Source organism: Acinetobacter sp. CY79, assembly GCF_059515845.1.
The window spans coordinates 34,467-48,574 of record NZ_JCAKMY010000018.1; the positions used below are offsets into that span (position 1 = coordinate 34,467).

Genomic DNA, 14,108 nt, shown 5'->3' on the forward strand with positions numbered 1-14,108 from the left:
TTACCATTGACTCCCTCATTACGTAAGTACGTACGTACGTATTTACAGACCTGCAAACTGCTTTAATAAAGCCATTTGTTTATCTTTTGACTGCTGTGCTTGGTTGAGCTGTTGGATCGTCAACTGATTTTGCAAAGCTCGACTCAACATTTCAGAGTCATTTTGATCACGAACCTGACGCGCACTTGTGAACTCTTGCACCGCTTCACGAGCCATCTTACGAAGGTTCTCTTTAGAAGTTGGACCATTCATATCAAACAATCCTGACGCATCCTCTGCGATAGCCGTCTGAGCCATATGATGTGCAAGGCTCGCTTTCATTGCCGGAGGGAGACCACGTGTTGCCGCATCATTATTTAAGATACTGATGATGTCAGTTTTCGTTCCCGGCTCCAACTCGTCCTTGTAGGTTACAGACGTTTGTTTGCCCCACTCTTGAAGACCTCCTCCCGCTTTACCAAGATTTGCATACAAGGGTGATGTATTAATCTGCTTATTTAAAAGCTCATTGTTTGACGCATTCGCAATTTGATCCTGTTTCAACTGGGTATCAAGGATTGCTTTCTGAGCCTCCGGAGCCTGGCCTTGAAGCATCTGTGCTAGGTTTTGCGGTACAACCCCTTGTCCCCCATTCTGTACAGTGTTATGAGCCTGAGCATACGCACCGAGATCACCGCCGTAATACAAGCTTGCTTGATTAGGTGATAACTCTGCACGACTAAGCTGCCCTACCGCGTCTCTAGCACTGCCCGCGTATTTTTGCATACGTGCCGCAACATCCTGTAAATACTTCACAGAGTTAGGGTTGGCCACCTTACCGTCATTACCTCGACGAGCCATGTACTGTGTCCAAGTCTGATTGTTGGCTTTACCACCTGCAATCATTTTGTCCATGTTACCTTCACCGGCAAAATAAGCAGTTGTAGCTTTCGCCCAATCCCCACCGTATCGTTTACCTAAGAAAGACAAGTACTGAGTACCCGCAGAAATGTTGCTACGGGGATCCATACGATTACCCGCCTGTACTCCAAAACGTGCTGCAGTATTCGGCATCAATTGCATAAGACCTTGTGCACCTGCAGATGACGTTTGACCGTTACGACCACCCGACTCTTGCTCAACAATGGCTTGGATCACGTTGACTGGTACACCATATGTACGAGAAGCCTCGCCAATCATTTCGTTCCACTGAGCCATGTCACCGTAAGTCTTTTGAGTACCTGCACCACCGCCTAAGGTGATACCTGCATTCGGAGCCTCACTGACACCAAAAGTACCGTTAATTAACTGCTGACGATACTTCTGTTGTTCTGCAAACTCTTGAGCTTGCATGTTGTGTGTCTTCTGTGCCAACGTCATTGACTGCGTCGTATTCTGACGCGCAAGATGTGAAGTCTTTAAACCATCAAGGTTCATTAAGACTCCGGCCTGATTCCCTTGAAGCTGACCCAGTAATGCCGTTACATCTGCATTTGGATTCTGTGTACGCTTCGCAAGGATCTCGTTCACGATTGGTGCATCGTTCTGTTCCGTCAAGGCATTGTCCAAACGAGTCTGATTAATATCACGACCCATCAACATATCTGGACGAGCTTCCATAGTCTTCTGGAAGTCCTTGGTGTGGTACTCACCTCCGAGACTTGCTTGGAAATCTCGTAAGCCTTGTTGAAATGCTGGAGCATTAAACTCAGCTGTAGTCTTTGCTTGGTTTACTTGATCCAATAAACGAGCAGTGTTCTGATCTCGAATAGCAGTCTGTGAACCTTTCAACGTGTCCTGTAATGTTCTGAACCCATCGCCTTGTGCTTTCGCTGCAGATGCCATTAAAGCATTTACACCTGAGAACGATGGGGCTTCAATCATCCGTAATTGAATTTCAGCCATATCACTTCATCCCGTATTTGCCCATGTACGAATCAACCGATTGATAAGCACTTGGGTTTGTATTTGACGCGACACGCGCACGTTGACGATCCTCTAGCTGATTGTTGTACTGCTGTTTGCTCGCACCCCATTGCTGATTCCAAACGTCCTTTTGGAAAGCGAATTGCTTTTTGGCCATCTTGTTTTGGTTGAAACCATTCCATACACCATTGACAGCTGTTAAGCCACCTGCCAGTGCGTTGAGCTGATCAGTACCAGGCATATTCATAAAGCCTTGTACTGGCTTCGAGTTAGCAATACCTGAGCCTAACTGACCCGCCTGATAACCTAAACCATTCCAAGCACTACCAAGAGCTTCACCCCATTGTTGCATTTGCGTCAAAGGAGCTCCGCCACCTACTGTGTAGTTCGACATAACTGGGGCAAGATAACCTGTCTCAGCCTGTTGACCTACGTTAAATAGCTGTTCAAAACCGTTCATTAAATCCCTCCATGGATTTGTTGAATTGTCGTTTGTGGTCTAGGGAGTGTAAGCATTTCACCAATACTCCCTAGTGTTACATCAATCACCGCAGGGCCAATGTTCCCTGCATGAATGGTGCGAGTATAATAGTCATCGGGCGATTCTCCCAATTTGATATATGCCCCGCTAAAATCAGGCGCAATCCATAGTGCGTTATTGAGTATTTGGCTTTGCATTGCCACTTCATCTTTAAGCTCTTGGAGCTCCTTCATTCTGTCCTCATGCTCTTGCCCTAAGTTCTGCATCTGCTTCATTAGGCTTTGCATTTCGTACTGCGTCATATTGGCTTGGATCTGTAAAGCTGCATTAGAGATACGTGTCAACGTCTGAGCTGACATACCTGCAATTGCATTCACATTGTTGAAGTTTACATAACCAACAACAACTGCAGCGACTACAGCTACAACCATCATTACCTCAACAGCAACGCCAATCTTAATCAGTAGTTTTGTGGCGAGCGTCACAGCCACCGTAATAGCTACAGAGACGGCGATTGCTTTTGCAACTGCAATCAACCCCCACCCTGCACCACCTGTCCAAACAGTAATAACGATTGCCACAACAAACATCACAAATTTAAAGGCACCTCGTTGGTACCACTTTGTTTTTACCACTTTCACTGTGTTGACGATGATATGTAACCCTTTCGCCATCACAACTTCGTAATCACGTGCAGACATCTCACGTTGCATCGTAGCGTCTACAGGAATAAGTAATGTGTCACTATCGCCTGTAGACACGACACGTTTACCTCCCAAAACTTCCTCAGACGATGACAAACCATAAACAGAGATAACGTGATAAGTGTCCTCTGTGATCTGAAACTTGTACCGGTGTACCTGTGTAGATACTTCACGATTATGCCAACCCATTCGCCCACGATCTACAACATAAGCAAGCTCATAATGGTACGAACCGACATCACCGAGCTTCCCTGTCACCACACGATTACCAATGTGGCTGAACGAAACGATCTGTGTATATATGTTGTCCCGGATAGTCAGTGACAACCCATCTCGTACGTTATTGTTAATGAACTCAACCTTACGTGCTCGGTACTGTTCCTGAACTGATGAGGTTCGTCCACGCTCCCGAGTCATGTACAACTTCTGAAACCATTTGAATAGGTACTCAAGTTGATCCTTGTCCCAAGTGTTTGCAGGGATTGAACAAGTAACGAATACCTGAGGAATGTCTTCAACGTCCTCCATGTTTTGGTGCAACTGCTCTACCCAGTTCGCCCAATCCAAATCAGCAACACGCCATAGGTTTTGACAACTCTTGTATGCATCGGTCTCCTTCCTGTGTGGTTCAGAAAGGTTTTGGTAATTCACACGTGCGTACATACGTGGGTAGAAGTCACCATAATTAATACCGGTTAAATACACCTGATCGATTCGAGGGTATTCACCGGTACCAAACTTACCTGTGAAGTAGCGGACCTCGCCACCTGTCAAGTAAGAAACCATGATGTAATCCTGAGTCTCGTCATAATCCTCAAAAGTTACTTCAATGGTTTGATCACCTGCTGTGGATGTAGTTGTCACAACAGCGCGTACAAGCTCACTGGTGAGGTTTTCTTCCCAATAGGTATGATCGGCTTGACGATTCTCTACACGAGCATGTGTGCGACCTGACGAAGCAGAATAACCCCATTGAGACATGAGATCCTCATCGACCACATCAACCAAAAACTCAGTGGGATACTGCATCACAGCATCTTGTAGGAATACTGGTGTACCTGCTTCCTGAGAGAGTACTGTCAGTTCATTGGTTGTTGGATTCCACCCATAAGTGCTGACAAGCTTTTGCATCAATACATGGAAGTAGTTCATCTCGTCTGCATGTGCATAGATCAGTTCCACTTTCTCCATCGCAGAGGCCTCAAGCATCTGGACAATCTCATTCTCAAAATCGGTACTCTCTTGGAGCACAATGTTTGAAGTCGGTACCCCATAGACATACCCTTGAGCCTTTGCACGTTGATGTGCGCGTCTCCATTTAGCAGGTAGGTTATTGAGTGTGGCTTCATTCATGTAATCCACAATCGACATCTCTTTGAGTGTCGTGCTTGTCTGTAGAGAGTCCCTGAGTAGGTAGTCTGTAATTGCTCGTTGGTTTGCGTTGACAACATCTGCATCGTCCAACATACGAGTAGCAGACGAATACACATAGGTCTTCTTCTTGGAGCTGAATAACCCCATAAGTGTCTCCATAAGAAAAGGGAGCCGAAGCTCCCTTGGGTGTTACGTGAGAGGAGAAGCGCCAACCCCCGCCAGTAATGTACGAAGTACAACACCGATGTTTTGGTCAACGAGTAGGTTATCGACGTTGGCTGTCGTACCGTTATCCGTGTTTCGACGGACACTCCATGTATCCACAAAGATCTTCGCTGCTTTCTGTTCGGCATCACGTTGGAAACCGTCAGTCTGTGCTTTGATCATTGTGTTCTGAGTTCCGATTACAGAACCCGGTCCAATTACAGATGCGTCTACCTGAGCTTTCTCAGTAATAACCTTCTGAGCGTACAGAGCACTTTGAGCTTTTTGCCCTGCGATCTGTTCTAACAAGAGGTCAAGCTGTTTCTGCTTGGCAGCAAGTTCAGCCCGAGATAACTCAATTTGTTGGTAAGCCAAATCAATTTGAGCAGACTGGAGAAGAACATCCTTCTGTAACTTAATACCCTGTTGCTCAACCAAGTGTGTCTGAGCTTCAAGGTGCGCCTTCTCGACTGGAGCTTTCTCTACATTGGCTTGAACTAACTTAGTCTGTTCAAGTACCTGTGCAGTTTGAGCCTCAAGCTGAGCACCTTGTTTAGAGGTGTTGACTGTTTCAGCTTCGACATGATCTGTCTGAGCTGATGTATGAGCAACCTGTGCTTGGGTTACTTTGACTTGCTCATCTGCTTGTAGCTTCTGCTTTTCGAGCAACTCAATCTCGACAGGAACCTTAGTCGCTTGTAGGCGAATCGTATCTGTCTGTGCTTGAGTCTGATCTGTTTCAGCAGTTGCTTGGATTGCCTGTTTCTGTAGCAGAGCTATTTCCTCAGGAATCTTGCCGATTTGAGCTGTGATCATTTCAGTCTGTTTAATGGTTTGAGCATTTTGTGCATCAAGACCTGCAGACTGCTTACGAACCATTTCTACTTCAACCGGTGCCTTGTTAGTCGTTTCATAGACAAGGGCTGCGGTTTGCGCTTCTACTAAAGCTTTTTGTGCATCTGAACCATCAATCTGAGATTGAAGTAATTCCAGTTCAAAACCTAGACGAGCTTTGCTCAATGCATATTGAACAGCTGTCTGTAATGTCGCAGAGTAAGAACTGATATATGCAGTTGCATAATCAGGCCCACGGATACGACCTGCTTTGAACTCAAGGTCAAGATGTTCTCGCATGGTTTTAAGGAGCACATCTAAAACACCGTTCCCATTAACGGTACCCTCAGTGAGCTCGGTAATTTCCAATGGAGCATCTAAGATTACTGGCTTCACTGTGACGGACATTACTCACCTCGCTCGAACAGCTCTAAGCGTTTCAGCAAAATTTTGCTGTAAGCTTTCATTGCTTTCTGTTGTCCATGCAGTAATGCCCAGTGAATTGTAGAGATAAACGTAGGACGCTCAGGACGGTTTAACAAAGTAGTAAGCTGTCCAAGTTTAAGGGCAAGATCTGCAAGCTCATCGGTTACTCGCTCCGATGGTGTACGAGCCTTTAAAGATTCTTTCTCCTTAAGGAGATAACCCTCTAAGTCCCACACTTTTTCAAGTGCCTTGGCGTATGCGATGTCTTCACCAATTTGCTGATCGAAGCGGGATGCACTGATACAAGCTGATGTACCTGATACTGTGAATCCATTGGCTAAAACCAATGAACATACTGTGGTAGTTGTCTCAGGAACACGGTGATAGTGAACCGTTACAACCTTGGATTCGATGTCGGCTAACGTAAGACGAGGAGCACTTGGCTCCCCGTTTTTAGGTTGACCAACAGATTTTTGATCTGTCATGTCTGCACCTTAACCCACAGCTTTACGTGCTTTTTGATCAGCACCTAATGCATCAAGTTCCGACTTAGTCAACGGTTCCAGGTATTCAATTGAGTAAGCATTTACCAATTTACCTTTACGAGTTTTACGACCACGTTCATCTTTGTGTGTGTAGAACTGTTGATACTTCTTGTCTTTCAATTGTTGAAGGATGATGTTTGGTACATGGTACGGTTCGTTAAATTGAACGAACTGTTTGAATGAACCTACTACACCATTCATTACTGTGAACAATTCACCAGTGTATTCCTTCTTCAACGGATCGTGACACGAGATGCGAACACGAATTTTCTTCGATGCTTCATCACGAAGTTCTTTCAATGACTTGGCTTCTACCGTTTGAGGTACTGCAGGTTTTTCATCTGTACCAACTTCAAGTGCTTTTGCAACACGTTTACGAAGCGTGTCTACACCAATCGACGTACTGTACTGAACACCTAAGAGATCAGCTTGACGCTTCAAAGCCTCTAGCTCGTCCTCATGTCCATCAATGTCAAATGTGTCAACGGCATCTGTTGCCTTTAAGTCTGTCATGCTAATTCCCTTTAAGTGACAGTGTGTAAGAATGTGGGTAAATGCTTACGCACGTACCCACGTACGTATTACAGTGGAGCAGCTGTGTGCAATACAGCGATACGTTCGCCACGAAGCAACATGAAGCCGTACCACCATTTGATTGAGATGAAGCCCATCTCGCCGTATGGATCGTCCTTGTCCGCAGTAGCTTCACCAGGCGCACGATGGATGATCTTGAACTTGTGTTGCTTACCGTCGTTTTGGAAACCGATAGTAGTAAATGATTCTTCACCAACAACTAACATTGGGAATACATCGTACTTACCGTCAGTAGCGTGGAAGCCATCGCCTTCACCTGCAACAACAGCAGCACCGGCACCTGCCCACTTCATCATTTCAGGAACTACTACAATACGGAATTGGTACAATGCACCGATTTCGCCATTCAAAGTAGTTGTACCTGCAGCGTACTTCTCAATCGGAGTAAACGCAGGGTTGCCATGAACATCTTTAAGGCCTTCGATTAGAGGGATAAGCTCTGAACCGATGTACATCACACGAGACGCATGGATTGTCTTGGTATCAATGTTTCGAGTACCAGTAATCAAAGTTGTCTTTTTAGGCGTACGGTTGTTATCTAAAGTGATAGATACACGGCGTACGTCTTGGTATGTGATTTGGTGTGCGTGGGTCATTTCAGCTTTAGAAATCGCTGCACCCGGATACGCCAAAGTTGTACCGTTTGTAAGTAAGTCGATCTGCAATGCATCTTCTGTTAATTCCATCGCACCGTTAATTGCTTCACGGTTGATGTGGTCTAACAATTCTGCATCTGTATCGAAAGACAATGAGTCAGCTGAGTATTCTGTGAAGAAACCAAACTTCTCAAATGTACCTTCAATTTCCACACGGCTAAAGCCGACACGGTTTACACGACCACCTGTTTCACCAACAAGAGGCATCTTGTCAGGAATTGTACCGATGTCTTTTGAACTACCGTACAAGTTACCGTTTGCAATTACTGCACCTGACGCATCAATACCTTGGTCATTGATGTTGGCATCGTCAAGTAGTGGTAAGTAATGCATCTGCTTGATGATCTTACCGTGGTGCTTCGGCATAGTGCGGGTATCCGCTAACTGACCGAAGTATTGCTCTTTACGCGCTTCGACGAGAGCTTTACGTTCCCATGCGAAAGTGTTGAGCTGATTACCAATGGTCGACTTATCGCCACCCACTGGATCGTTATAGGTCATACCTTTAACTGACATCTAAATCATCCTTGATTATTGTCGTGTATCTAAAGCAGCAAGTAACTCGTCATCCGACATATTTCCGTAGTCCGGTTCACGAGCCTGAGTCTTGACTGCAGGTCGAGGAGCACTCGCAGCACGGCGTTTTGCATTCAGATCTGCTTGTTGGGTCTGTGCAATACTCGCCGGTGCTGCAAGCGGTGCGGTTTGACTTTGTACTACTTGGGTTGGTTCGCTCTTAGGTTGTCCGAACATCCCGCGAGTATTCATGTCATCACCGACTTTGCGGTAAGCATCGAAATCGCTTAAACCATCAATATGACCACCGATTGCTCGTAGACGTTCTACCTCAGTCATTACCTTATCGAAAAAGCCATGTTGTGCATGACCATCAAGCACACGTAACAATGATGGATTGTTTGCAATTACTTGGGTACTTTGTTGATCCCATTGCGCCACAATCGTATTCAGTGTGTTCTGAAAAGTTGGTGAGCTTGCCGTAAGTTCCTGAACTACCGTATCAAGCTCCACTTCACCATCAGTAGCTATGGCCGCTTGAGTCTTGTAGTCGGTTGCCTTTTCAGCGTCCAAAGAGTAAACGTCTACGCCACTATCCTTGATAAGTTTGCTAATGGCCTCAGGGTTCTTGTTGTGTAAATCAATCAAGTAACCTAAGTCCGATTCGCCAATCTTATGATTTTCAAGTGTACGTAGGATTCGCATTGATGGTTTAAGTGTCGCCATTTTCTTGGCGAAACCTGCACCACGTTGCATCATCGCTACTACGTCATCCGGTTCTGTGATTGATAAATCACGACCATTCGCTTTGAATGATGCTGTCACCTTGTCGTAGAAAGCTTTGTAATCTACGTCGTCAGAAGTAGGGCTCTTGTCTTCGATCTGCTCAGGTGTTTCCACATCTGCAGGTTGTGTAACTTCCTGAGGAGCTACAGTTTCCGGTAAGTCTGTTTCGGGTGTCTCAAGATCTGCTTCGTCTGGAGTATCATCAACTTGATGATTTGCATTATCGTCAGCGGTTGGTTCTACAGTCTCTACAGTTTGAGTTTCGTCAACTTCATCATCGGGCGCTGTATTAAGTTGGGTTAGGTCGAGTTTGCTTAATTCCTCATCCGATAATGTATTAATATCGACATGAGCTAGTTGCGATTGTTCTTCCATGAAAATTCCTATGGTTCAAGCTCATCTAAGAGCAAGAGTCCTTCTCTGATATGTAAGTGAGCGACTTCTCCGATTGACTCAATATCTTTCAGGTACAAATCCAAGTAAGAGATTGCATCGGCAATACGGTTCAATTCTTCACGTGCCTCACTCGATGCCTTATGTCGCTGTAGGACACATTGGGTAAGCTTGTCTTTAAACAGCCCATCTGTGAAAACCAGTCTGAAATCACCGGAAGCTTTCAAGCGTTGTAGCGCTTGGTAACGCTTCTCAAACTCCCGAGCCTGTGCAATATCCTCACGGATTTTGTTGAGATCGCTCATCTTTACGTCCTAGTAAATATCACCACATCCTTGCGGTGTGACGGCACAATAATACGATTTGAACCGTCATACCAAATTTAATTTGCGTACTTACGTACGTACGTACGTTAAGTATTTGATTTGCTTGTTAATTGAGGTTTAGGTGCAAGATCAGCTTTTGCGTGCTCTAACAACAGACTACTGTTGTGTTGATCACGGAAGCGTAATCCCTCTGCCTCAAAGTCACGAGCTTTCATGTCACGATCAAAGTCTTGCTTCATACGTTGAGACTCAAGCGAAGCCTGTCCTTTCGTAATCTGTAGATCCAATTGACGCATGTGCTGAGTACCCTCTTGCTGTTCCACATAGTTCAATGCTTTGTTATCAGCATCACTTTGTAGGTTGTTCGCACGAGCTTGCTCTACCGGAATCTTATTCTGATTAAGCATACCCTTCGTCTGCGCTTCCTCTGCCTGTGCTTGAAGTAATGCAATCTCAGCTTCAAGTTTCTGAGCTTCGAGTTCTGCAATACGTTGTTGCATAGGATCAGGTTGCGGTTGGTAATCTGCAATCTGCTTGGCAAATTCAGGCATCTTACGAAGCTTGAAGATCTCGGCATACATGAGATTGCGGAGCTTTGGATCCATATCAACACCATTGGTTTGCAACATGAAACCAATCTGTTGAGCTTTGGCTTCATCGCCCTCTGCAGTACTGATCGTCAGCTTGAGGTCAAAATCCCCTGGCAAGTCATCACGTTTGATCGCCACAAATTTTTCATCTGTGATACGAACAATCTCAGTCTCATCAAGGAACTGTGCATTCATGGCAATGATCTTACGCCCGATCTCGATAACACCTGCTGAGATACGGCGAAGAATACTCATCTCACGTTTACTTGCAGCATCCATTGCAGAACGGATACCCACTACGTTTTCACCAAGGGCTTGACCTGTGATACCACCTGAACCAGAGAATGCTTTCACACCTGTCAACGACTCAGCTTCCATGTTCATCATCTGAATCATGAACTGTGCAGACTGAGGAATCTCCGGGTATTGGTGCATGTGTACACCCCCGCGTGGATCGACGTTCGGGTTAAACTCGTAGTCGTCACCTCGCTCATACTTAATGCGGTTCGTTGCATCAAGCATACCTTTCTGCATACCTGTTTGACCGTTGGCACTTCGTCCCATGGTATCCAAGATCCCGCGCATAACTGCGCCTTGAATCTTTTGGTGTTCTTCTAAGAGAACGCCATCAGGTTCGCCATAAACCGATTTACGTTTCGGTAGGTAGGACATAGACACAAACGGCGGTTTACCGTCAGGGAACGGATTGTCCTCCATACGGATAACAACATTGTCTACCCATGAGGTAACAATAGGACGCACACTGCCATTATCATCACAATCCCAATATCCCCAATACTCATAAACAACAAGCTTTTTACGGGCTTTGTCATCAAACTGCACAGTCTGTGACCGGTCTGAGTACGAGTGGTATGCATCGTTTCCTGTGGTGTGTTCGACATTAAGTTTGTCGAGGTTCTTGTAACGTGGATCTCGTTGAAGTTCGGCATAGGTAGTCTCGAAACTGTAGATAATGAATTGAGCCTTGGTTAAGTCACCCTTACACGTTGGATCAATGTACAGGTTACGAATGTCACAGACTTCAAGTGTTGGGCAATTCTTAACGGTCTTCATCTTCTTAACTTTCTTCATACCGACAAGTTGTGCACGCACAGGCTGTTGGTAATGGAGAGAAGCTTCGATACTCAAAACCAATTCCTCAGGTTGAGTATTTTTGAAAACCTCAGGGTTCTCTTGGTAGCTTGGCATGATCTGCTGTAGCTGTTCCATGAACATTGGGTCAGGCACGTATTGGTATTGAGGTTCTTCCTCAACCACTTCACGCTCCTCAAACTCCCAACCTACACGAGCAATTGCAGTACCCTCGTCCACAACCGTACGAACACAGTCGTCCACGAACGCTACCTTGTTGATCTTGGTTTGGAACTGATGGTTTAGCACCAGTGCGTTTTGTACAGCTGCAGCTTTATCGGCCCAAGTCGCAGGGTCTACCTGAAAGAGATTTGACGTTGACAAGAATGGTTCAGACAACGCAGGGTACCGCCACTCAGCACTTTTACGAATGAGCTTCGGAACGATAGAACTGCGGTTCTTATTCTTGTTGTTTACAACGGCATTACCCTCAACATTGAGGTTGTTAAGCCACTGAGTTACTTTCGCAACGTGGGCATCATGTGTGGGCTTCGACTGTTGGAAATCCCACTGGAGTTCCTGTAGTGTCGGCTCATTTTTCCAATCAGTCATCTTGGCTGAGTGAGTGGAATTGATTCCATTGAAAAGCATAGTTAAGTCCATTTAACTTAGGTAAAGCGAAGTTGCCCCTCCACCGCCCTGCCGGGCTAGAGGGGCTTTCGCTTTACACGAATCCGTTACGAGAAAAGCGGGATGATTCTTGACTAACTTCTACATCTAATCCTTGATATAAAAGCGTCTGACATGCTTGCTCAAATCGTTGAGCGTACATATTCCCTTCCTGTGGTGCTCCGTTCATAGAGCCATTAATCGGGGTAATCACCCGACTTGCGATGTAGAATAATAAGGCCTCTAAGTGAGTCATAGGTAATTCAATATCTACCTTACTCGCGTCGAAGGTCTCAGGATCTTCTACCTTTGCAATTTTTGGGTGTGAAGCTTTGTACAAAACAGAGTAAGTTCCCAAGGGGACATCATCACTGAAACGTACAATGTTGTGTGCCGGAGTGAACACGCTGAGTGAGTCTTGCGCCGTGTAAGTATTCAACGGTAACTCACAACCACGTGCATCACGTACGGCGAGGATCTCGATAATGTCGTCTTTAAACGGATCATCAAGGTCAACGATATACGCTTTCTCAGCACCCACAGATTGCGTCTGTTTGCTCGTGAGAGGGTATCTAATCACATCCTCTAGTGTTTGTAGCGTCAAGGTCTTACGCTTCAACATGAAGCGCTTATGAAGCTCTGTGAGCCCCATATTCACTTGATTGATTACACGGTTGTAATCGGTTGGATTAATCTCATCCACTGAGACCAAAGCCAATTGTGATAGCTCACCGGTTGCGAGCTGATCGAATACATCTGATAGTTTCACTGTGTCTCCTTACACTATGTAACTGCTGTACGAACTTGGGGCATTGTCAATATCATCGTCATCCCACATGCCCGAAGAACTGCTTGTTTCTTCACTTGGTTTAAATGCTTTAAGCGCTGCCAACATTGACACGGTGTCAATACCGTCATCATGCTTGGACTTGAATCCGCCTACAGCTGCTTGCCTTAATTCGAGCATCAATTCCTTGAGTGCTTCGTGTGTCTTCATGTCATCCGGGAAATACACCATCCCTTGCTTAAACCATGGAACAACTACGTTGAATCGTTGTAACTTATCGACACTTGGACGGATACCTTCCTCGCCTGTCTTCTTGTCGTTCGCCAAAGTGAACCACACGTTACGAACCATCATCTCGTTCTTAATCCAAGGAATGAATCCTCCCTGTTGTCCAGTCACCTCGATACCAACCAATTGAGGTTTGTACTTCTGTGCCAGTCGGAACAAGTCGTCGATGTTTGCTCCCATGTGCTGACGCTTACAGATTCCATCTACCCAGTACCAGTGACCTGCATTGTTGTATGCCCACACCGAGATAAAGCTAAAGTCTGCCGACTGCTTCTCTGACGTAGCAAAGTCAGTGGTGATGTAGTAGTTGAAGTTTGCTCGATAGCGTAATAAGACTGAACGTCTGTACCAACGAATGTCTGCATCTGCAATCAGTCGATCTTCATCCGACATGATTCGGAGCATAAGCTCTTGGTTAAACGTGTCGATCTTCCCTGCTTTCTTGGCTTGGGTGTACTTCTCCAACACATAGTCATAAGTGAATCGGTCCGGCCACGATCCTTGAAACTCCGCACGAGTACAAGGGAAGCGCTCACATACTGGATACACGTTGACTTTCCACGCACCTGACTCAACTGCCTTGTACAATGGATCACCCGCGTTAAAGGGTGTGCCTGACCAAATCACTTTGTTTCGGCTCGGGTCTAGGGCGTAATCGACTGCCTTGTAAACTGTTGCTTCGATGGCTTCGATCACCGTTGGCGATCTTGCGTCTTCGTCTGAAACAAGGTCGTCGAGGACTGCTAAGACTGGGCGTTTGCCTCGGGCTTTCGCCCCTCGCACGCCCGTCTTCGCACCGTACCCCTTAACAATAAATACATTCCCATCTAAGTTCTTAAACTCCCAATGGATGTCAGTGAACTTAGCCTCAGGGATGTACTTCATTAAAAACTCAGAGTTCTCTCGACGGAACTCCAAGTTTTTCCGCATGTTCTTCA

Annotated in this window: 12 protein-coding genes; all 12 read right to left on the reverse strand. The window is 45.7% G+C overall.

What is annotated here, in order from left to right; translation table 11 throughout:
• Positions 1 to 42: 42 nt before the first annotated feature.
• Positions 43 to 1,884 (reverse strand): lytic transglycosylase domain-containing protein, encoded by a 1,842-nt coding sequence (locus AC5YCE_RS09050; protein WP_496171804.1) that lies wholly within the window; start codon positions 1,882 to 1,884, stop codon positions 43 to 45.
• Between the two features lies 1 nt (position 1,885).
• Positions 1,886 to 2,365: a hypothetical protein gene (locus AC5YCE_RS09055; protein WP_496171805.1), complete on the reverse strand. Its 480-nt coding sequence runs from the start codon at positions 2,363 to 2,365 to the stop codon at positions 1,886 to 1,888.
• On the reverse strand, positions 2,365 to 4,611 hold the full coding sequence (locus AC5YCE_RS09060) for a hypothetical protein (RefSeq protein ID WP_496171806.1): 2,247 nt from the start codon (positions 4,609 to 4,611) through the stop codon (positions 2,365 to 2,367). Before AC5YCE_RS09060 ends, AC5YCE_RS09055 begins: the two co-directional genes overlap by 1 nt.
• Before the next feature lie 42 nt (positions 4,612 to 4,653).
• Positions 4,654 to 5,910, reverse strand: coding sequence for a hypothetical protein (locus AC5YCE_RS09065; RefSeq protein ID WP_496171807.1), 1,257 nt, complete (start codon positions 5,908 to 5,910; stop codon positions 4,654 to 4,656).
• Entirely contained in the window at positions 5,910 to 6,413 is a 504-nt protein-coding gene (locus AC5YCE_RS09070) for a Gp49 family protein (protein WP_496171808.1), read from the reverse strand. Before AC5YCE_RS09070 ends, AC5YCE_RS09065 begins: the two co-directional genes overlap by 1 nt.
• Positions 6,414 to 6,422: 9 nt before the next feature.
• Positions 6,423 to 6,986 carry a hypothetical protein gene (locus AC5YCE_RS09075; protein WP_496171809.1) on the reverse strand — a complete coding sequence of 188 codons (564 nt, stop codon included), beginning with the start codon at positions 6,984 to 6,986 and terminating at the stop codon, positions 6,423 to 6,425.
• 68 nt (positions 6,987 to 7,054) lie between these two features.
• Positions 7,055 to 8,239, reverse strand: coding sequence for a N4-gp56 family major capsid protein (locus AC5YCE_RS09080; protein WP_496171810.1), 1,185 nt, complete (start codon positions 8,237 to 8,239; stop codon positions 7,055 to 7,057).
• Positions 8,240 to 8,254: 15 nt separating this feature from the next.
• Complete coding sequence (locus tag AC5YCE_RS09085) at positions 8,255 to 9,400, reverse strand: hypothetical protein (RefSeq protein WP_496171811.1); 1,146 nt, start codon at positions 9,398 to 9,400, stop codon at positions 8,255 to 8,257.
• A gap of 8 nt (positions 9,401 to 9,408) precedes the next feature.
• A complete protein-coding gene (locus AC5YCE_RS09090; protein ID WP_496171812.1) occupies positions 9,409 to 9,723 on the reverse strand; it encodes a hypothetical protein in 315 nt (104 codons plus the stop codon).
• A gap of 107 nt (positions 9,724 to 9,830) precedes the next feature.
• The gene (locus AC5YCE_RS09095; protein WP_496171813.1) at positions 9,831 to 12,077 is read right to left on the reverse strand and encodes a portal protein; all 2,247 of its coding nucleotides are present in this window, start codon (positions 12,075 to 12,077) and stop codon (positions 9,831 to 9,833) included.
• 73 nt (positions 12,078 to 12,150) lie between these two features.
• The gene (locus tag AC5YCE_RS09100) at positions 12,151 to 12,864 is read right to left on the reverse strand and encodes a hypothetical protein (RefSeq protein WP_496171814.1); all 714 of its coding nucleotides are present in this window, start codon (positions 12,862 to 12,864) and stop codon (positions 12,151 to 12,153) included.
• Positions 12,865 to 12,873: 9 nt separating this feature from the next.
• Positions 12,874 to 13,635 (reverse strand): phage terminase large subunit, encoded by a 762-nt coding sequence (gene terL, locus AC5YCE_RS09105; protein ID WP_496171815.1) that lies wholly within the window; start codon positions 13,633 to 13,635, stop codon positions 12,874 to 12,876.
• Positions 13,636 to 14,108: the final 473 nt, after the last annotated feature.